We start from the raw sequence: 18505 nt of genomic DNA, 5'->3' as shown, positions 1-18505 counted from the left end.
TCCTCCGATGGATTGTCTTTCACATAACTCAAAGGCACGAGCGACGCATTGTCAACGTGTACGTTCCTACGCCAAGTCAAATCCCTGTACGACTAAGACATCCAAGCTGCCGACCGGCTATCCTTTGGGTGGATGCGGGTCGGAGCCGTAGGTGTGTTACGTTTGAATCTTTCCGTCCCGACTATGAATCACCACTTGGCCGAGATCCTGAGATTTCGCCAATTCTTTTGCCTGCGCCACGGCGTCCGCCTTATTAGCGTGCACACCTGAAGCTCGGCTGTTTCCGACGCCTGTCACCTTCCAATCGCCGTTGCTCGCTGGAGTTACGTGATATGTCTTTCTTCCCACGATGGACCTCCCCGTTCTGAGATTTGTTTCACCACTCTCCCTACAGTACAATGCCGCCAGCGAGGCAAATTCGGACAAACAGAAAGTTTTTTTCGCCTGTCCGGCCTTGCAGGTCATTCGGGCATACAAAGGTAGAGGGAGTGTGGGCAAGGAGGAGACGGATTCACAATCGACGTCCTCTAAGGCCATCAGAGAGGCGGTTTCTACCGAAACCGACCTCATTGCGGCTTTGGAATCCCTGTATCAGAACAAAGCCCAACTTTTGAAGTTGCAACAATATGCGACAAGCCGCATCGCGATAATCGGGCGATCCGCCGAGGGACGTGATGCGCAGGATCTGCTGAATGAAGCCGTCACGCTCACCCTCGAGGGCCGGCGCAATTGGAACACGCGTGCGGTGGATTTGGTGGGGCATTTGATTGGCGTGATGCGAAGTGTTTCGTCACATTGGGCTGAAGAGGTCTCTACACGGCAAGCTGGGACGTATTCAGAGAGCGAACTCATCCGCCTTCATCCCGAAGGCGGAGAGGTGAACGAACTTCAGCAGCACGCATCCACCACACCCTCTCCGGAGCGTGTCATAATGGGGAATAGCGAGATCCGGCATCTGACCGATACATTTCGTGACGACTCCCTCGTAACGGAAATTCTCAGTGGCATGCGAGCCGAAATGACAGGTCCAGAGATACAGATGGTTCTCGGCATCACCAAGTCTGACTATGAAACGGGAATGAAGCGCTTGAGGCGGAAGGTCAGAACGCTCGCAAAAGTAAAGGCTCATGACTGATATGCCACAGGATAATGAACGAGAACGGCGAACCATCCTGAATGCGCTCGCTGAGTCTGTAGCGGAAACCTCTCCAGAGGACCTGTGGAGGGAATGCCGTGAGGAGGGGCTTGATGTCGAGTCTCTGGCGAACCAAGCCAAAACGGTTATCGCCAGTGCGATCACGCGCCATAAACAAGGGAAACTCCGTCGCGCCAGGGCTGAGTACGATGCGCGGATTCTTTCCATGGGGAAAAGGGCATCTCCATTACCGCAGTCCAGCGGGAAGAGGCGCGAGTTGCTCACCACAGTCTTTGCGATGAAACCAGACCTGCGAGGTGTCCTCACGGCTGCCGGCCGTGAATTCCACGCATTGACCGATGAGGATGTGGACCTCCTGTTGAAGCAACTGCAAGACCTTGGAGTTCTAGATGATCTCCCCTCCCAGCAAGGCTAACTGCTCGGTGTCCCCAACAAGACCCATCTCACCAGCAAACCTCTTGCATGAATTAGGCATCGAGGATCCCCGCGATATTGATGTGGAAGCCATCGCGCAACATTGCGGGGCGACGATTGTCTATGCCCCGCTGAAAGGTTGTGCCGCCTGCATTCTTGGATATGGTGATCGCGCCATTATCACCATAGATAGCGCCTCGGCTCCCGCCCGCCGACGCTTTTCTGGTGGGCACGAGTTAGGGCACTGGATGCACGATCGTGGGAAGGCGGCGCTTGCTTGCACAGACAGTCAGTTCACTTCTGAATGGTTTTCCGAGAATCCTGAAAAGCGGGCGAATCGTTATGCGGCGGACCTCCTTATGCCCGTCCATATGTTCCAGCCTCGAACCCAGAATCACCCGATCTCGTTCCATACGGTGGAGGAGCTGGCCAACACCTTTCAAACCAGTACGACGGCCACCGCTATTCGATTGGTGGAATACGGATCTTTCCCATCAATGGTCCTCTGCTCCAACGTCCGAGGACGAACATGGTTTACGCGAAGCGACATTGTGCCGAGGACTGTCTGGCCGCATGAAAGCCTGGGCAGAGACACGGTTGCCTTTGGATTGCATAGAAGCGCGGCGATCATGCCTCCCGGGCCAACTGTCGTGAATGCCGCCCAATGGATTAATCATCCAAGATCCAACAACTACACGATCTGCGAAGATTCTGTGCGAATAACCCCCAACCTTGTCCTTACCTTGCTGTGGTGGAAAGACGAACGCCAGGTTCTCGATCTCACGGATGAAGAGGATGATGAGAGTGAGGGCCAAACACGCTACGACGACTTTGGTTAGGTCATTCTACCCATTACTGAGGTACGACAGCTGGCCGGCGTCGGTCAGACGATGTAGATGATCAAACTCAAATGTTTGCGTGCCTCTTCGGCCAGGCTCGTTTGGTTTCCGAATGCTTGAAGGATGCTGGGCAAACTAACCAGGTAAACCGATGGACAACAGGAAGCATTACATCACCGTCGCGGCGTTTCGGGTAAGAGATGATGGTACGCCCAATGAGGGCAGTGGGCGGCTTTCGTCCGAGCTGTTGCTGACACTCCTGAAGAACGGTAGCTATTGGAAACACATGGAGACCATTCGCGCGCGGCTTTCACGGGCCATGGGCAACACCTTCAGCCTCTCTCAAACAGCCAGTGGCTTCTTGCGCTTCAACGTGGCGCAGTCGGACGACGAGCGAGTGTTCGAGGTGCTGGTAACGACCATGTAGCCATAGAATGCATGTCGCTCAGCGCGACGCGCGATGGCGGAGACACAAGCTCTTCCTCATCGGGGAATGGTGATGCCAAGCCAGTATACGTTGACAGACTATTCGCCAATCTGGCCATCCGTGTGTGATCAGAAACCCAACCGACTCAGAACGCGGCTCGGCGACGCGCTGATCGTCCTATACCATATCCGTAGCACGTCAGTTCAAGGCTAAGCAGCTAAGCCCAGCATCGATCTGTTGCCTCTCGTTCGGAGCATCGCGTGTATCATGATCTCCCGGATTTGGGGCGCGTACGTTCGCGTCTTTCTGGCGAGAGGGGCACGGAGGGGACGCGGACATGAATGATGGTCAGAGTGCTACTGTGAAAGCCGTCGTCTTTTCTTTCCACCTGAACGAGCCTTCGGCGATTGGCTTCCACGTAGCCTTCCAGAGACCCTGTTCAGGATCGCCACCACACGGGCATTCCCGGCCTTGGTTCCAAGCATTGTAAGCGGGGATTTGTTTTTGCCTGTCTTGTTCGGACGTGTGAGCCACGCACGAGCTTTTGCCTCAGTTCCGAACACCTCAACGGCCCGCCGCTGAATATCAAAGGCATCCTGAGTTGCTTGACAATTGCTCCTGGGTCTTGTTGATTTGGAGCGAGGTGTTCTTGCACCCTTCGCAGGTGTTGTGGGTTCTAGGTCTGTATACATCGGCGGCAACCCCGTCGTGAAGAAAAAGATCTCGTCTGCAAACATTTGCTGCGTCCGATGAGGCAACGTGGGCAACACGACATCAAGAAAATGTCGCATGGCTTCGTCAGTGAGCGTCTTGATGCCGCTATATTTTTTGACAACCTGGCGATACGCTCGCATCGGACCCATCGTCATTGAGATGCTCCTTTTCAATTGTGATGAGAAGTTTAGGCATGTTCAATCCCCTCAGTGCTTGGAATAGCCACATAATGAAGGCCATAGCGCCTTGAGATTGCAGAGAAGGTCTAGCAGGTTTCTTTCAAGTTTATGGTGAGGCAAAATCGCACGGTGATACTTCATCATATCCGATGCTTTGTAAGCGGTGTTCCCTCCGGGCTACCCTCCTGCACCAGGTTTACGTCGTGGTTGGTGCAGGAACGAAGAGCCCTTTACCTCATCAATCAGTTTCATAGTCAATAGCTTGCGAATGACAAATTGTAACCAGTCCTACTTCCTCGGACAGCTATGCCCCACCACGAAGGCCCCCGGCCGCCCTAGGCACGTGCCTTGATGCCATCGCGTGCTCGAACTCCTCCGGTGGACGATAGCCCAGCGCCGAGTGGAGTCGGATGCGGTTATAGTACTGATCGATGAAGGCTGCCATGTTCCTATGTATATGCTCAAGATCACGATACGCATTCGCGTAGATTTCCTCCCGCTTGAGCGTCTTCATGAAGCTCTCGCAACTGGCATTGTCGTAGGGGTTCGCCGGCCGGCTCATGCTCGGGAGCATCTGATGCTGCCGGAGCAGTTGCACGTAGGCCCCGGCGGCATACTGGATGCCCCGATCCGAATGATGGACCACGCCCGGCGGCGGCTGACGAGTCGTGATCGCGTGGTGCAACGCCTCCAGCGGCAAACGAGTCGCCAGCGTCTTGCCCAGCGCCCAGCCCACCACCTTGCGCGAGAACCGATCGAGGATCACCGCCAAGTAGACGAACTCGGCGCGCAGGCGAAGTGGAGTGAGAGACCGGGCGTAGTCGAACTAGCTCCCAGTCTCTCCTCCCCGAACCGGACTTGCACCTCTCAGCGCATCCGGCTCTCCATTCAAGCGTTGCTTAACGCAAAAGCCACGTCAGCGTAACGCGATTCGAGAAACGCGCGATGCTCGTCGCGAATCAGGTACGGGTTCCCTTCCGGGGTCCGCCACCTGAACTGACCTTTGTGGCTGGTGACCAGGCGCCGAAGCGCCTGTTCGCCATACCACCCACGACTATTCTGTCCCTTCAGTACCCACGTGGTGGCACGCCCCAGTTCTGGGGCCCGGACGTGTTCGCGCATCAGGCTCGGGAATCCTCGCCGATACTTGCGCGCGAGCCAATATCCGAGCTTCCAGAAGACGGTCCGGTCCACTCGGCTAAAGATGGTCGCCGTATAGTCCGTGTATCGATAGAAGTTCGCCCACCCCGAGAGTGTCCGGTTCAGGCGTTCCATCAGGTCCATGTGGTTCACGCTGTAATTGCCGGATAGTTCCTTGACCAGCTTGGCCGTGAAGCCCCGGTACTTCTCCCATGGGATCGTCGTGACCGGTCGCAGATGACCTCGCGGTCCCCGCTTGCGAATGATGCGGTGGCCGAGGAAGACAAAGCCGTCATTCACGTGGGTGATATGGGTCTTCTCCATCTTCAACGTGAGTTTGAGCTGACCTTCCAGAAACGTCCGGCACGCTTCGCGTATTGCCGCTGCGTGTGTTTTGGTTCCTTTGACGACCACGACGAAATCATCCGCGTAGCGGCAGTAGGAGACGCCTGGTTTCCACTGCCGGTTCTCTCGCACAGCAATCGGCCGCTGTGTGAGAATGCCGAAGTTCCATGCCCATCGGTCCTTGCGCACCTTCTTGCTCAGGTAGTTCGCCTCCATCCAGCCATCGAATTCATGTAACACGATGTTGGATAGCAGCGGAGAGATGACCCCTCCTTGTGGAACGCCTTCGCTTGCGGCATAAAAGAGCCCCCGATCAACACAGCCTGCTTCGATGCACGTCCAAAGCAGGGCCAGGAAGCGCTGATCGGCAATACGTTTGCGGACGCCTTTCAGTAGCAGGCGGTGATGGACCGTCTCAAAGTAGCTGGCGAGGTCGCCCTCAATCACCCAGCGCCCCGCCGTTCTTTGCTCATCACTGTCCTGCAGCTGCAATTTGACCGTTCGTATCGCATGGTGCACACTTCGGGCGGGCCTGAAGCCATAGGACGCCCGATGGAAATCACTTTCCCAGATCGGCTCCATGGCCATCAGCATCGCTCGCTGGACCACTCGATCCCGCAGACTGGGAATCCCTAAGGGCCTCACCTTGCCGTTCGCCTTGGGTATGTACACGCGCCGTGCGGGTTGCGGCTTGTAGCAGCCCGCTAACAGCTCGGCACGTATCGTCGCCCGTTCCTGATGAAGGGTTTCCGTCATCAGGGCCTTGTCGACCCCATCGACGCCCGGCGTTCGCGCGCCACTGGATGCGAGCGTGATGCGCGCGGCTTCGGCCAGCCATGTTCGATCCGCAATCAGTCTCAGGAGTCGATCGAACTTGCGTTCGGGGTTCTCCATTGACCACGTCGCCAGCTTGCGTTGCATTTCCCTGATTATCAAAGGTCTTCACCTCATTGTGGTCAGGTAATCCGCCACACATGCCGCTCAAACTGCCCCCTTCGCCATGTGGCCGGCTTTCCCGACCGCGGACTACTACGAGGGCTCCGTCAACGTGTACCGCCTCGGGGGACACACTCCCTTGTCATCGGTACACGCCTTCCCCAGTTCACATGCTGGACTCCACACACGGGCGAGGTTGCCTATCGCAGTCTTTCTCCTTGCGTTCCGCAAGTCGTCGCGGACGTCATGGTCTAGCTACGCGCTCCCCATGACTCCCTGCTGGCCAGCGTACATGTCTCGCCAGCACTCGCCATCCCAGTCCATACGTATGACGGGCACGGATCCGCGTCCTGCCTGTGAAGCGGTGTCGGCAGGGGTGACATTTCAACCCTCAGATGCGTGTCAATAGGTGCGTGTTCCTCAACCGTCCCGTGCTCAGCCTAGAGGCGCATCTTGGCGTAACCGCTTCGCCGCACGCCCCGTTTCCCGCGGACTTCGTCACCTTGCCAGTGTCCGGCAAGTCACCGCCGCTTCGGCTCACTTCTTCTCGTAGCAGAAGGAGGGCATGCTCGTGACTGCTATAGCAGCTCCATCGAGTCATGCATTCCAGACATGCTCAAGCAACTCAGCCCCAGACAGGCGGGCTTCGTTGGCTGGGCGTACTATAGGTAATATCCGCCACCCAAAGCTGATTCATCCCGGTCAGCGTCATGCGGCTGGCCAAGTTCAGATAGACGTCCAAATGGTGGTCGGACTCCGTCGTGACCACGAAGGCTCTCGGCTGCACGGCCAGCAGGTTGTCTGCCTGCATGAGCCGTAACACCCGCTTCCGGTTCACAAGCAGGCCTCGCGTGCGCAGCTCCGCGCTGATCCGCCGGTAGCCGTACCGACGCCGATGCGCCAAGGCAATCTGCTGAATCGAAGAGCGTACCGCCATGTCCTCTTCCTCCGGGTGGTGCTCAACAAGCGAGCGGTAAAAGCTCGCCCGGCTCACCCGGGCCAACTGACACATCCGCTCGATGCTCAAAGCGCCTTGCGTCGGCATCACGTCCCGGATCTCCTCATAGATGCCTTCCCGCCAGAGTTTCCGCTCCGCTGGCGTCGAGCCTCGACTTTTCGCAAGGCACCTTTGAAAAAATCGATCTCCACCGTTTTATCCGCTAACAGACGCTTCAGCTGGCTGACCTCTTTCCGCAGTGTGGACTCCCGCGCGTTCGCGGGCGGTGGACTGTCCTCACTCTCGGCCGGGTCGAGTTGATCGCGCCACCGATACAACAGCCGCCGATGGATCCCGAGCTCTGTGGCAAGCTCCACAATATTCTCGCACTGCTTGAGCCGGTCCACGGCCATCTGCCGAAAGGCCTTTGGAAACTTGCCCACCCGCTTTTTTGCCACTTGCCACCTCCTCTACTGTGACAAGTGTGCTAATTTTTTCTGTCTCATTCTAGGGGGGCACTCCAAAAACCTACAGAAATATCGTCCGACCGCCACTCCTTGACTAATCAATAATAGTTGATATAACGTAACTCATGAGAACAAAGATGGCTAAACCAATAGCGGACGTTGCCAAAGTGTTCCAGGCCCTGTCAGATGAAACCCGGTTATTGATCCTGGAACAACTGAAAGATGGCGAGCAATGTGTGTGCGAACTGACAGACGCCTTTAAGACAGGCCAGTCACGGCTTTCGTTTCACCTCCGAGTGTTGAAAGAGGCGGGACTAGTCCTTGATCGACCTGAAGGACGATGGGTGTATTATTCGCTTAATCCAGACGCACTTGAAGAACTGCAGGAGGCGGTGAACTCCCTTAACCGTCCCTCAGGCCGGTCCGCGAAGAAAGGTTGTTGCCCCTGACTTTTTTTGCCTTCAGTCATCAACATTTATTGATTTTATGGAATACCCCATGGACACCGTGGCAATCATCGAGCAGCAGACGCTTCCGACAGACAAAAAGCTAAATCTCTTCGAACGCTATCTAACCGTCTGGGTGGGCCTCTGTATGGTCGCGGGTGTGTTGCTGGGAAAATCAGCGCCTGGGGTCATTCAGGCGTTGCGAGATATGGAGTTCGGCCAGGACAGTCATGTGAATTTTCCCATGGCCGTTCTGATCTGGCTGATGATCACCCCCATGATGATGAAAGTTGATTTTCGTGCCGTGGCGAAGGTCGGCCAGCGTCCTCAGGGCTTACTGGTCACTCTCTTTATCAATTGGGTGGTGAAACCGTTCTCCATGGCTCTCTTGGCCTGGGTCTTTTTTCGATTCATGTTCTCAGCCTGGATGACTCCTGCCGAAGCGGACCAATACATCGCTGGATCCATCATCCTCGCTGCCGCACCGTGTACCGCGATGGTCTTTGTCTGGAGCTATCTCACGGATGGCGATCCGGCCTATACCTTGGTTCAGGTCTCGGTGAACGATCTGATCATGCTCGTGCTGTTTGCTCCGATCGTCGGCTTCCTGGTCGGTGGCGCTTCCTCGCTCACTGTACCGTTCGCGGTGCTCGTCTATTCGGTCGTAGGCTTTATTGTGATTCCGTTGGTATTGGGAGTCCTGATCCGACAGAGGTTCATCAGGCAGCGAGGGAAGACCTGGTTTGAGGATACGCTTCTTCCTCGGTTTGCTCCCGTCACGATCATAGCGCTACTCGTGACCTTAATCCTGATTTTTGCCTTTCAAGCAGACAATATTCTGGGCAAACCCCTCCACGTCCTGCTGATTGCGATCCCGATTCTTCTGCAGGTCTATTTCAATGCCTCCTTGGCCTACGGCTTGATGAAGTGCTTGAGGGTCCCTTATGTCGTCGCGGCGCCGGGAGCACTGATCGGAGCGAGCAACTTCTTTGAACTCGCCGTGGCAACGGCTATTGCGTTGTTCGGTCCCGAATCCGGGGCCGCGCTGGCTACCGTCGTCGGCGTGTTAGTCGAAGTTCCGGTCATGCTGTCCGTGTGTCATGTGTGCAATCGAACCCGGCACTGGTTCCCTTTGAAAGAGGTCACAGCATGACCTGTGTCAGTGACGGGAAATATGTGTGTGGTGCTGGTCTGGCCCAGGTTGCGGTCGAATCACACGATCAGAAGACAGGGAAACTTGTTACCGACCCCAGCTTTGATCCGCAGGACCGGCCCAGAACCACGCACAGTGGGGGCATACATGGAATGGCTGAGCCTGGTTGGCATTATGTCCTCGGCCATACTGATATGTGTGTACGTCTTCGAAAAGTCATCGAAGCCGATATGGCCCGGTTTGAGCAAGCCGGTCACCCTCCTCCACGTATTCCGAGATTGGTTGCTCTATATGGCACTGTTTGTTGGCCTACTCATTGTATTGAAGGGAAGTCTCAGACTCGCTTGTTCAATTAGTTGTTAACGGATGCGATCACGCAATTGGTCGCCGGGCTGACCGCCGGATAGCCACGAAAGGAGAACCATCATGAAACGATTACATCTGCACATTGGGGTAGAGAACCTTAGCGAAGGTATCAACTTCTACACAGCACTCTTTGGGGTCCCTCCAATCAAAACGAAACCTGATTATGCCAAATGGTTGTTGGAGGACCCTCGCGTGAACTTTGCGATCTCGACACGCGCCAAGAAAGGCATCGATCACTTGGGCATTCAGGTTGAGGAGGACACGGAATTGGCAGAAGTCCGGGATCGTCTCAAGGCGAACGATGTTACATTGGCCGATGAAGGGGAAACAGTCTGCTGTTACGCCCGGTCGGAAAAATCGTGGGTGCAAGATCCCGCGGGGGTCGCATGGGAAACGTATCGGACGATGGAAGATGTTCAACTCTTCTCAGGACAAGCCGAATCGACGGACCGTGCCTGCTGCACGCCTGCGACGATGGGGCAGCCCAACTGCTGTGAGCCGTCTGATCAAACGGCCGGGTGCTGCGGCTCATGAACCCCAAAGTTACCAAAGTATTGGTGCTCTGCACGGGCAATTCGTGTCGGTCGGTGATGGCGGAAGCGTTGATCAATGCGCTTGGCCATGGCCTATATCAGGCCTGGAGCGCAGGGAGCCATCCGACGGGCTCTGTGCACCCTAAGTCCATTAAAACGCTCACGCGACATGGCATTGATCCAGGTCACCCGCGCAGTAAGTCCTGGAGCGAGTTGGCAAATCACACTTTTGATCTCGTGATTACGGTGTGCGATCAAGCCGCTGGTGAAAGTTGTCCGCTATTTCCGGGGAAGCCAACAAAGCTGCATTGGAGCACGCCTGACCCAGCCAAAGCGATTGGATCTGACGCCGAAATCGAGTCGGCCTTTGACGAGGCTTTTTGTCTGCTCAGGAAGCGTGTCGAAGAGTTAACGAAATGACCGCTTGGTCATCTCATCCCTTCTATATGCCACTATTGGTTCCGCTTTTGCACAGGTCGGCTCCGTCCTTGCTCCCTCTGTCTTACTCCCCCTTACCTTCGTCCCCCCGATTCGACAAAGCAACTGACGAACCATATGGTTGTACTCCCAAGGATAGTCGTCAAATGGTCACTTCGATCACGACCCTCTTGAGTCCTCTCGACTGAGTGGATACTCGCCCGGTTTCCCGACAAACGGAAGGGCAAGAATACCGGCCAGGGTCAACTGAGAAGGATCTCGAAACTACTCAAGCCCGAGCGTCATACCTATATGCCCAGAGATGGGTTCTACGCGATAGGTACCCAGCAAGCGATCCCACCACGGCAGATTAAACCCAAAGTTCGAGTTCGTTTCCCGATGCCTGATCGAATGGTGGATGCGGTGCATATCGGGAGTCACGAGTATCCATCGAAGGACTCGATCCACCGCGGCGGGCATCCATACGTTGCTGTGGTTAAACATGGACGTGGCGTTCAGCAGTACTTCAAAGCAAAGGACGGCCAACGGCGCCGCCCCGAGGACGACCACAGCTGCCACTTTAATGACCATTGAAAGGACCACTTCTACCGGATGGAACCGGAGCCCGGTGGTGACATCACAATCCAGATCCGCGTGATGCATCATATGGAACCGCCAGAAGAGGGGTACGGCGTGGAACAGCACATGTTGCAGATAGAGCACGAAATCTAGCGCGACAACCGCCACCACCATCTCGATCCAGAGCGGCCAGCTCACGTGGTTCAAGACACCCCAATTCCGTTCGGCAGCCAGTAGCGCGGTGCCGACCGCGCCCGCAGAGAACAGCAGGCGGACGATGGCCGAATCTAACACCACCACCGAGAGGTTGGCGATCCAGCGTCGCATCTTCGGTGTATTCAACTGGCGCCTCGGGACAAATATTTCCCACAAAGCCATCAGACCCAGCACCCCGGTAAAGGCCGACAACCGGATTAGAACATCAGGGCTCATCGTCCACCTCTCCTGATTGTGATGCCGCTCGTGTCCCCGCTTCATAAAGCCGAACTCATTCGCAACGGCGACTGCTGTGTCTTTATGATCTGGCGGTGTGAATCCCAGCGGTACGACAAGCCTCCCCAGCCATCTTCGCTTCCAGTCTGATCGGATCTTTCATAGACCACTCAATCTTAAGAAGCCTAGATCGCGCTCCCCTCCTGAGAGTTGTTTCAGGGCTGACAGCGACCGCTCAGCTCGAAATCCCTGGACAAACCCCGGGATGGCATTCAAGGCCACGATGGTGAGGATCGCCGCAGTCTCGACCCATTCCTGTGGCAGGCCGGACACGATTGCCGCGCCGACGAGGACCCAGACGATGAGACTGGAGAATTGAGCCAGGAAAATCTTGAGAGGAGAGGGAGGAAGAGCCTCAGACAGTTCATTGATACCAGCAGCAACAAGCCGAATATTGACTTCTCGCTCAATGATCCACTCCTCATGGTCCAAGCGCCGTTCAAGTTCCAGCGGTTCGGACATCATTCCATGCCACCTCCTCATATGGCCTCACAGATACCATCCATGCATCACCAAGCTGTCCATCACGAAGCTACCCATGTTCATGGCGGTGATGGAGATCGGAGACATGCGGATGGTCATGCATCAGGGGAAGATGCCCATGCAGATGTGCATGTGGCTCCTCAATCGGATGCTCTCCCTCATGCTCATGGTCGTGGTGGTCCTCGTGCACATGGGTATGGTCATGCAGAACCTCCGCATGGACGTGGATGTGGTGATGACGGGCGCTGAGCAGCAGTCCCACTCCCAGCACCATCACAACCGTGGCGACGATTTCATGTGATCCCCAGCGTTCACCTAAAAGAGGCACAGCGGCCAGGGCACCTATAAACGGCGCGGTCGCAAAGAATCCGGCTTCCCGTGCGGCTCCTAACAGACGGAGCGCCTGCATATCCAACACGAGACTCACACCATAGCTGAGAACCCCCAGCAGCAAGGCGGCGATGAGGATCAGTGGCCGAGGCAAGCTGTGATCGACCACGACAGCGAGACTCAGCGTACAGACCCCCGCGCTTAATGTCTTGATCCGCGTCACGACGATTGGATCGCGAAAGGATAATCGCTGACTCAAATTGTTATCTAGCGCCCACGCGAGGCAGGCGCCGGCGATGGCGAAGAATCCCCACACATCAGGACGCAGATCCCCCGATCGGTACTGAAGGAGCGCAGCCGCGATGATGATCAGCACGGCGCCAACTCCCTCGACCCGCCCGAGGTGTTCTCGAAAGAGCAGCAGGGCCAACACAATCGTGAAGGGCGCTTCCAAGTTCAGCAGCAGCGAGCCGAACACTCCCGTCACGCGTTGTAACCCCCACAGCATGAAGACAGGTCCTAGGATGCCGCCTGTGAAGACGATGCCCGCCAATAACCATCGATCGGAAGGCCCAACTTGTGTCTCGCGCCGTGAGGTTTCAGATCCACGGTAGAACACCCTCTCAAAGACAAGGAGTCCCATTCCGGCTCCAAGATAGAGCAAACCCGCGATGAGAAGGGGTCCAGCCTCGGGAAGCAGGAGCTTGGCGAGCGGAGGACTCATTCCAAAGAGAGCCGCTGCCGCTAACCCGCATGCAGCACCCCGTCTCTGATTCGATCGCACAAAGAAGTTCAGGCGCACATCACTCGGCAACCATGCCCTCCATGTCCCACATAGACGTTCGCGGCATACTGTTGTACTTTCCGATGGGTATCGAAGAGCGATGCGGTGAAGACCATTGTATACCGCATCACATCAATCCAACGGTCCCGCGACTGATAATACATGGGCACGCTGGTCCGGCGCAGTTTCTGATAGAGTTCACATGCTTCTTTGGCCGAATTCACTTCTCGCCCGGCCGTTCGTGACCAATCGACCATTCCGTCACGCCCTTGATATGACCTTCCAGCCACCAGGCATCCAGGAAACTGAGACTCGAGACCCCGTTAGGTGGGGCTTTCATCGCCGAGGTCCCTGAGGTCTTGAGCAGCCGTTGCGGCGTGTTGAGCCACAGATCCACACCAACGGCCATGAGTTGAGCGAGCGTCATGTCATAATCTTCGAGATGCACGAAAGTCACGTCATGATCGAGTTGTTTGGCGGCCTGCACGATACCTCGGATGATGTCTTTTCCCTGTGTCTTCATTGGGATGGCCCTTCTCGGCGTAGATACGTTGCAGGTGCCCGACCGTTCGGACAATGTCGATCAGCGCGCGGGGATACAACAGGACCAATCGGCCCGCTTATACAGTCCTCCACCGCGCCTCGCCGTTCAGATTCGCTGCGTGCGCTGGTTCACGGCTTCACATAGCCGCGCCGTATCAATGAGTGCAGCGTCACCGATACGATGAATCGACGTATTTCTTTCTGTCAGACCTCTCTCGCTCAGGTCCGTGGCACATACATGATAACCGTCATGCCAATCAGGCAGATGAGACAACCAATCGCGTCGAATCTGTCCGGTCGCGTGCCATCGAAGCCCCATCCCCAGAGCAGCGACAATACGATGAACATCCCTCCGTATGCCGCATAGACTCGACTAAAGTGGGCCGTCTGCAAAGTTGGAATGATTGCATAGAGTACTAAGATAAGAGCACCGGCGAGTGCGTAGCCGATCGGCTTCCCCTCACGGAGCCATAACCACACCAGGTAACCGCCGCCAATTTCACAAAGCCCAGCAAGTATGAACAGTCCTATCGAAGCGAGCAGAGACATCGCGATGTCCTCATAGTTGGAATGATTGTCACAGGATGAGGACGCTGGAGGTCCTCAGAACAATGACGAGTTATCCGTGTCGACCCAGTTATGCCTGAGAGCTGGATTCATTCAATCACATTGCGAGAAGACTGAGAATCGATACGAATCCGATCCGAACCTTGCTCCACAATCTGCAACGTGACATGTTCAATCCCAAACTGCTCTGCCAACAGTTGTTGCAGGTGTTGCAGGACCGCATCTCGATCTTCCCCAACCGGGACCACAACATGGGAACTGAGTGCATCCAGACCGGACGTGATGGTCCAGATGTGAAGGTCGTGTATCCCCTTCACGCCCGGTACGTCAGCCATCGCCCGCCCGACCTCCCGTGCATCCACACCAGTTGGAACTCCTTCCATGAGGACATGAACGGCTTGGGAAAGGAGCTCCCATGTGCGCCAGACAATGAAGAGGCTGATCCCCACGCTGAGGAGTGGATCGATGGGCACCCATCCGGTCATCCACACAATCGCGCCACCGAGAATGACGCCGATGGAACTGATCGCATCACTCACCACTTCAAGATAGGCGCTGCGCACATTCAGACTCTCGTCAACATGGCCGTCGAGAAGTTTCATACTCGCAAGGTTCACCGCCAATCCAACTAGTCCAACCAGTAACATCGGAAGACCAAGCACCTGGGTTGGCTCCCTAAAGCGGTCATAGGCCTCGTAGAGAATCCATATCGCAAGGAACAGCAGCACCACGGCATTGACAACCGCGGCAAGAATCTCCGCGCGATGGTAGCCATAGGTGTTCTCCGGAGTCGATGGTTTCCCAGCCATCCACATGGCAAATGCACTCAGGCTCAGTGCCGCCACATCCGTCAGCATGTGACCGGCGTCAGCCAACAACGCCAAACTTCCCGTGAAGAGGCCGGCGATCACTTCGACGACCATAAATACCCCGGTGAGCAGCAAGATGCGTCGCAGATTCTTTTGCTGTCGAGATCTGCTTTCTGTGTTGCTATGCACGTGAGCTCCTTCGTTGTGGTCGGCCGACTTCATTCAGTGCGATGCTCATCCTGAAGCGCACCGCCGGATCGCACCAAGACGTTCGATTTCTAATGGCGATGCCCATCAGACGCCCCCGGGATTATCGATGCTTTTTCCGGAACGGTCGCATTTCGTAGCGGTGGTGAATCCCAAATGACTGTGTTCCCTGGAGCCAAATCGGCAGCCTTCATAAAATGTGCATCTCCTTCCCGCAATGCTTCAACCTGGTACAAAACCATGCCGAGGTTATAATGCGCCTCAGCAAGTGCAGGTGAGGCCTCAACGGCGGCCTCGAAGTGTCGCTTCGCGTTATCCTATTGTTTCTGGCTATACGCCTGGATGCCCTCCTCGTTATGCCGGACAGCGGCTGGATTCGTACTGCCTGGCGCAGGCAACACTGTGCTCGCTGGTTTGGTTGCCGCCACACACCCTGCGACGATGACGGCTCCCGTCAATAGTCTGATAGTCTGTATCCCACAGTTCATAGAGGCTGACTCCTTCTGCAGTTGGCAATTGCGATCTCTCTCGCCCTTGCTCTAGGCCCTGACTGCTTCTTCAATGCTTCGTTGCCCTTTCCCCGGAAGCGTGCCGGCTGTTGACACTCCCATGGCCGTCTCCGGCAAGATTGACCCATACATCACCTCCTCGTACTTCATGTTGTCGCTTCCGTGGCAGCCCCTGAGGCAAGCGTTGAGGTGACCGCTTCACGCCGTTGAAGAACTTTTCGTTCCATCCACCGATAGAGCACGGGCAAGATCACGAGGGGCAAGGCCGTTGACGAAAACAACCCCCCGATCACGACCGTGCCAAGCGGCCGTTGTATCTCGGAGCCGGGGCCGCTGGCCAGCAGCAGGGGAATGAGCGCCATCATCGCGACAACCGCGGTCATCAGGACAGGACGCAAACGCAAGACCATGCCGGTCAGCACTGCCTCGTCCAGTGACATTCCCTCTTCCCGCAGCTGGTTGATGTAGGCGATTTTCACCACTCCATTGAGCACCGCCACACCGAACAGGGCAATAAATCCGACGGAGGCAGGAACCGAGAGATATAGCCCGCCCAGCAGCAGCGCCAGCAGGCCGCCGACCATCGCAAACGGAATCGCAAGGAGAATGAGCGCCGCTTGCCTCACGTTTCCTAAGGTGAAAAAGAGCAGCAGGAAGATCAGTCCAACGACCAGAGGCACGACAATGGCTAGCGCGCCATCGCCTGTTGCTGGTTTTCGAATTGACCTCCCCAGGTCACATAATAACCGGGGGGAAGCTTCACCAGCCGACCCACTCCGGCTTGGGCCTCTTCGACCGCGCCGACCAGGTCGCGCCCGAGCACCTTGGCTTCGATCACAATCCGACGGCTCGCATGCTCACGACTAATTTGTGCTGGCCCGTCGACAATTCGAACGTCAGCCAAATCTCGTAGCGGAATGCGTGAGCCATCGGGCGCAGTCACCCACAGGGCCGCAATCGCCGCGGCATCAGCGCGCCGATCATCTGGAAAGCGCACCATGATCGGAAACCGCCACTGTCCTTCAAAGACCTCTCCAGCGGCAATTCCCCCGCCGGCGACTTCGATGACCTCTGTCACCTCAGCCACATTGATCGATCATGGAGGAGACATCGCGAACTGTACCTAGTCACAACACGTTTCGCCTCGGACTGCTTCGATCCCCTCTTTCGCAATAATAGGCACCATGACGAGAGCGGCGATGGGATCGGCCCACCACCAGCCGAATAGGGCGTTCAGAAGTAGCCCACCCAAGAGAATTGCTGAAAGATATGTGCAGAGTTCCGTTTGCTTGGCATCAGCGCTCATGGCTGCACTACCAAGAACAGTGGCGACTTTCCGCTTCGCTCGGACGAGAAGCGGCATCACGATCAGCGAAAGCACAGCGAGAATGATGCCGGCCAGGCTGGGATCGGGAGGCTCTCGGTGGAGGAGTGAACTAAGCGAGTCATAGCTGACGTAGACGGCAAGCACTAAGAAGCAGAGGCCAACGATGCGCAGCGCAATGGCTTCTACCCTCTCGCGACGGCATTCGTCCACATCAGCGTGCAGCCGCCACAACAAGGCTGCGCCGGAGGTCACTTCGATCAGACTGTCGAATCCAAAGCCGACCAGCGCAATACTGCCCGCGATAAAGCCAGCGACGACCGCAATCAAGCCTTCAAGGCTGTTATAGCCGATCGTGATGTATTCCAATTTGCGGCCGCGTGCGACGGCGCGGCGACGCTCAGAATTGGTCCAGAGATTTGGGGCGACTGAATCGGCAACAGAGGCTTCCTTTCTATTCATTGTTGTCATGCTTCTTTAGCAAGAGGCCTTGAAGAATCAAATGTTTTTTCGGACACCGTCATGTTTTGCCCTAGCTGTGCAAGCGTGCTCAAGATTCCTTAAAAAGTTAGTATGCACAATTTTTGAAGATCTCGTCGCAATGGTCGTTGGCGGTACCACGAGTCGGAACGGACTTGTATTCGACCCCTATGACCCGATCTTCACTCATGCTGATACTCGCCCAACATCCATGATGAGTCCCCGATCTGCTCCCTTTCGAGCCCATGAACGACTCTTCAAACATCGGCGCCTCTTTATAGTATTTCAACACAATCCCCCCACTTGTCGGGATTTCTCGAAGGGGACTCCCGGCACAGCCAAGAAGGTCCTGTTTCGATTTACCGATCAGTGCTTGGGCAGGAGACACGTGAGCTTCTTGGGGAGCGGTTGTGCAGCCGAGAAGTAACAGCGCGGCGAATCCAGCCCCCACTTCCAAAAGCCTCATTGCGTATCGTGACTTAGCTGTTGAGTCCATGTCTTTTTCGCTTCGACCTAGGGAGCACCCACCCATTGCCTGACCCAATGCTCGAGCTCGACAATGTCGAAGGGCTTGGGCAGAAAGCCTTGGGCACCATTCGGCCCCACCAACTTGTTCGGCTGTCCGGAGTGAGCAGCGCTGATCAACAGAATCGGTAACCCGAGGCCCTGCTCTCTGATCAGTCGGAGCACCTCGGCTCCTTCCAGCCCTGGGAGATGTAGATCGAGAAGCATGGCATGAATCTCAAGCGTAGAGAGCAAGGCTAAGGCCTGCTCCCCACTGGCCGCGCTGTGAACGACATAGCCCCAGCCCTCAAACCGATCTCGACAGAGGAGTAGGATATCCGGATCATCGTCGACCACCAGAATGGCTTTCACTCTTACTCACCCTCTGCGTTGTAGTGCGAGCAGACATGAGATCACGACCGGAG

General features: G+C 56.1%; 22 protein-coding genes and 2 pseudogenes. 8 read left to right on the top strand and 16 right to left on the bottom strand.

What is annotated here, in order from left to right; all coding sequences use genetic code 11:
- Positions 1-156: 156 nt before the first annotated feature.
- Positions 157-465, bottom strand: a complete 309-nt coding sequence (locus NSND_RS21595; protein WP_080877585.1) for a DUF2188 domain-containing protein — start codon at positions 463-465, stop codon at positions 157-159.
- 25 nt (positions 466-490) lie between these two features.
- Between NSND_RS21595 and NSND_RS03215 the strand changes: the two genes are divergently transcribed.
- The 4 genes and pseudogenes from NSND_RS03215 to NSND_RS03200 form a co-directional block, all read left to right on the top strand.
- The gene (locus NSND_RS03215; protein WP_080877584.1) at positions 491-1135 is read left to right on the top strand and encodes a hypothetical protein; all 645 of its coding nucleotides are present in this window, start codon (positions 491-493) and stop codon (positions 1133-1135) included.
- On the top strand, positions 1128-1571 hold the full coding sequence (locus NSND_RS03210) for a hypothetical protein (protein ID WP_080877583.1): 444 nt from the start codon (positions 1128-1130) through the stop codon (positions 1569-1571). Before NSND_RS03215 ends, NSND_RS03210 begins: the two co-directional genes overlap by 8 nt.
- Positions 1546-2409 carry an ImmA/IrrE family metallo-endopeptidase gene (locus NSND_RS03205; RefSeq protein ID WP_080877582.1) on the top strand — a complete coding sequence of 288 codons (864 nt, stop codon included), beginning with the start codon at positions 1546-1548 and terminating at the stop codon, positions 2407-2409. Before NSND_RS03210 ends, NSND_RS03205 begins: the two co-directional genes overlap by 26 nt.
- A gap of 220 nt (positions 2410-2629) precedes the next feature.
- Positions 2630-2836 (top strand): annotated as a pseudogene (locus tag NSND_RS03200) (PLP-dependent aminotransferase family protein); the annotation flags it as partial.
- A gap of 356 nt (positions 2837-3192) precedes the next feature.
- On the opposite strand, the gene NSND_RS03195 reads toward NSND_RS03200, so the two are convergent.
- From NSND_RS03195 to NSND_RS03170, 5 genes are all read right to left on the bottom strand, one after another.
- A complete protein-coding gene (locus NSND_RS03195) occupies positions 3193-3705 on the bottom strand; it encodes an MbcA/ParS/Xre antitoxin family protein (RefSeq protein ID WP_080877581.1) in 513 nt (170 codons plus the stop codon).
- 328 nt (positions 3706-4033) lie between these two features.
- A complete protein-coding gene (locus NSND_RS03190; RefSeq protein WP_235000169.1) occupies positions 4034-4495 on the bottom strand; it encodes an integrase core domain-containing protein in 462 nt (153 codons plus the stop codon).
- A gap of 122 nt (positions 4496-4617) precedes the next feature.
- Positions 4618-6135, bottom strand: a complete 1518-nt coding sequence (ltrA, locus tag NSND_RS03185; protein ID WP_080877579.1) for a group II intron reverse transcriptase/maturase — start codon at positions 6133-6135, stop codon at positions 4618-4620.
- A gap of 640 nt (positions 6136-6775) precedes the next feature.
- Positions 6776-7195, bottom strand: coding sequence for an IS3 family transposase (locus tag NSND_RS03175; protein WP_080877578.1), 420 nt, complete (start codon positions 7193-7195; stop codon positions 6776-6778).
- Entirely contained in the window at positions 7195-7545 is a 351-nt protein-coding gene (locus NSND_RS03170) for a transposase (RefSeq protein ID WP_080877577.1), read from the bottom strand. Before NSND_RS03170 ends, NSND_RS03175 begins: the two co-directional genes overlap by 1 nt.
- A 146-nt stretch (positions 7546-7691) precedes the next feature.
- Between NSND_RS03170 and NSND_RS03165 the strand changes: the two genes are divergently transcribed.
- The 4 genes from NSND_RS03165 to NSND_RS03145 all read left to right on the top strand — a co-directional run bounded on the left by NSND_RS03165 (position 7692) and on the right by NSND_RS03145 (position 10472).
- Positions 7692-8003 carry an ArsR/SmtB family transcription factor gene (locus NSND_RS03165; RefSeq protein WP_235000149.1) on the top strand — a complete coding sequence of 104 codons (312 nt, stop codon included), beginning with the start codon at positions 7692-7694 and terminating at the stop codon, positions 8001-8003.
- A gap of 49 nt (positions 8004-8052) precedes the next feature.
- A complete protein-coding gene (gene arsB / locus NSND_RS03160) occupies positions 8053-9153 on the top strand; it encodes an ACR3 family arsenite efflux transporter (protein ID WP_080877575.1) in 1101 nt (366 codons plus the stop codon).
- 426 nt (positions 9154-9579) lie between these two features.
- Entirely contained in the window at positions 9580-10053 is a 474-nt protein-coding gene (locus tag NSND_RS03150; RefSeq protein ID WP_080877573.1) for an ArsI/CadI family heavy metal resistance metalloenzyme, read from the top strand.
- On the top strand, positions 10050-10472 hold the full coding sequence (locus tag NSND_RS03145; RefSeq protein ID WP_080877572.1) for an arsenate reductase ArsC: 423 nt from the start codon (positions 10050-10052) through the stop codon (positions 10470-10472). The genes NSND_RS03150 and NSND_RS03145 overlap by 4 nt, the downstream gene beginning before the upstream one ends.
- Before the next feature lie 282 nt (positions 10473-10754).
- Here the strand turns inward: NSND_RS03145 and NSND_RS03140 are convergent, their stop codons facing one another.
- The 10 genes and pseudogenes from NSND_RS03140 to NSND_RS03085 all read right to left on the bottom strand — a co-directional run bounded on the left by NSND_RS03140 (position 10755) and on the right by NSND_RS03085 (position 18452).
- Positions 10755-11480 (bottom strand): sterol desaturase family protein, encoded by a 726-nt coding sequence (locus NSND_RS03140; RefSeq protein ID WP_200810474.1) that lies wholly within the window; start codon positions 11478-11480, stop codon positions 10755-10757.
- A gap of 159 nt (positions 11481-11639) precedes the next feature.
- Complete coding sequence (locus NSND_RS03135) at positions 11640-12005, bottom strand: cation-transporting P-type ATPase (RefSeq protein ID WP_235000148.1); 366 nt, start codon at positions 12003-12005, stop codon at positions 11640-11642.
- A 67-nt stretch (positions 12006-12072) separates the two neighbouring features.
- Positions 12073-13137, bottom strand: coding sequence for a DMT family transporter (locus NSND_RS03130; protein ID WP_255373843.1), 1065 nt, complete (start codon positions 13135-13137; stop codon positions 12073-12075).
- Positions 13138-13145: 8 nt separating this feature from the next.
- A complete protein-coding gene (locus tag NSND_RS03125) occupies positions 13146-13394 on the bottom strand; it encodes a hypothetical protein (protein WP_143833369.1) in 249 nt (82 codons plus the stop codon).
- Positions 13358-13660 (bottom strand): hypothetical protein, encoded by a 303-nt coding sequence (locus tag NSND_RS03120; protein WP_080877569.1) that lies wholly within the window; start codon positions 13658-13660, stop codon positions 13358-13360. Before NSND_RS03120 ends, NSND_RS03125 begins: the two co-directional genes overlap by 37 nt.
- Positions 13661-13899: 239 nt before the next feature.
- Positions 13900-14229, bottom strand: coding sequence for a YnfA family protein (locus tag NSND_RS03115; protein WP_080877568.1), 330 nt, complete (start codon positions 14227-14229; stop codon positions 13900-13902).
- Positions 14230-14336: 107 nt separating this feature from the next.
- The gene (locus NSND_RS03110) at positions 14337-15278 is read right to left on the bottom strand and encodes a cation diffusion facilitator family transporter (protein WP_080877567.1); all 942 of its coding nucleotides are present in this window, start codon (positions 15276-15278) and stop codon (positions 14337-14339) included.
- Positions 15279-15918: 640 nt separating this feature from the next.
- Positions 15919-16850: pseudogene (locus tag NSND_RS21590) on the bottom strand (efflux RND transporter permease subunit).
- Positions 16851-16895: 45 nt separating this feature from the next.
- Positions 16896-17558 carry a cation efflux transmembrane domain-containing protein gene (locus NSND_RS03095; RefSeq protein WP_080877564.1) on the bottom strand — a complete coding sequence of 221 codons (663 nt, stop codon included), beginning with the start codon at positions 17556-17558 and terminating at the stop codon, positions 16896-16898.
- Between the two features lie 531 nt (positions 17559-18089).
- A complete protein-coding gene (locus NSND_RS03085) occupies positions 18090-18452 on the bottom strand; it encodes a response regulator transcription factor (RefSeq protein WP_080877562.1) in 363 nt (120 codons plus the stop codon).
- Between the last annotated feature and the right edge of the window lie 53 nt (positions 18453-18505).

Origin of the sequence: Nitrospira sp. ND1 (assembly GCF_900170025.1) — a bacterium.
GTDB lineage: Bacteria > Nitrospirota > Nitrospiria > Nitrospirales > Nitrospiraceae > Nitrospira_A.
Note: the sequence above shows the minus strand (reverse complement) of the source record. Positions and strands in the feature narration are given on the sequence as shown.

Excerpts from the sequence above, each read along its gene's own strand:
- NSND_RS21595 (WP_080877585.1), bottom strand. The coding sequence starts at position 465 with ATGACCTGCAAGGCCGGACAGGCGAAAAAAACTTTCTGTTTGTCCGAA.
- NSND_RS03210 (WP_080877583.1), top strand. The coding sequence starts at position 1,128 with ATGACTGATATGCCACAGGATAATGAACGAGAACGGCGAACCATCCTG.
- NSND_RS03205 (WP_080877582.1), top strand. The coding sequence starts at position 1,546 with ATGATCTCCCCTCCCAGCAAGGCTAACTGCTCGGTGTCCCCAACAAGA.
- NSND_RS03195 (WP_080877581.1), bottom strand. The coding sequence starts at position 3,705 with ATGACGATGGGTCCGATGCGAGCGTATCGCCAGGTTGTCAAAAAATAT.
- ltrA (WP_080877579.1), bottom strand. The coding sequence starts at position 6,135 with ATGCAACGCAAGCTGGCGACGTGGTCAATGGAGAACCCCGAACGCAAG.
- NSND_RS03175 (WP_080877578.1), bottom strand. The coding sequence starts at position 7,195 with ATGCCGACGCAAGGCGCTTTGAGCATCGAGCGGATGTGTCAGTTGGCC.
- NSND_RS03165 (WP_235000149.1), top strand. The coding sequence starts at position 7,692 with ATGGCTAAACCAATAGCGGACGTTGCCAAAGTGTTCCAGGCCCTGTCA.
- arsB (WP_080877575.1), top strand. The coding sequence starts at position 8,053 with ATGGACACCGTGGCAATCATCGAGCAGCAGACGCTTCCGACAGACAAA.
- NSND_RS03150 (WP_080877573.1), top strand. The coding sequence starts at position 9,580 with ATGAAACGATTACATCTGCACATTGGGGTAGAGAACCTTAGCGAAGGT.
- NSND_RS03145 (WP_080877572.1), top strand. The coding sequence starts at position 10,050 with ATGAACCCCAAAGTTACCAAAGTATTGGTGCTCTGCACGGGCAATTCG.
- NSND_RS03140 (WP_200810474.1), bottom strand. The coding sequence starts at position 11,480 with ATGAGCCCTGATGTTCTAATCCGGTTGTCGGCCTTTACCGGGGTGCTG.
- NSND_RS03135 (WP_235000148.1), bottom strand. The coding sequence starts at position 12,005 with ATGATGTCCGAACCGCTGGAACTTGAACGGCGCTTGGACCATGAGGAG.
- NSND_RS03125 (WP_143833369.1), bottom strand. The coding sequence starts at position 13,394 with ATGGTCGATTGGTCACGAACGGCCGGGCGAGAAGTGAATTCGGCCAAA.
- NSND_RS03120 (WP_080877569.1), bottom strand. The coding sequence starts at position 13,660 with ATGAAGACACAGGGAAAAGACATCATCCGAGGTATCGTGCAGGCCGCC.
- NSND_RS03115 (WP_080877568.1), bottom strand. The coding sequence starts at position 14,229 with ATGTCTCTGCTCGCTTCGATAGGACTGTTCATACTTGCTGGGCTTTGT.
- NSND_RS03110 (WP_080877567.1), bottom strand. The coding sequence starts at position 15,278 with ATGAAGTCGGCCGACCACAACGAAGGAGCTCACGTGCATAGCAACACA.
- NSND_RS03095 (WP_080877564.1), bottom strand. The coding sequence starts at position 17,558 with ATGAATAGAAAGGAAGCCTCTGTTGCCGATTCAGTCGCCCCAAATCTC.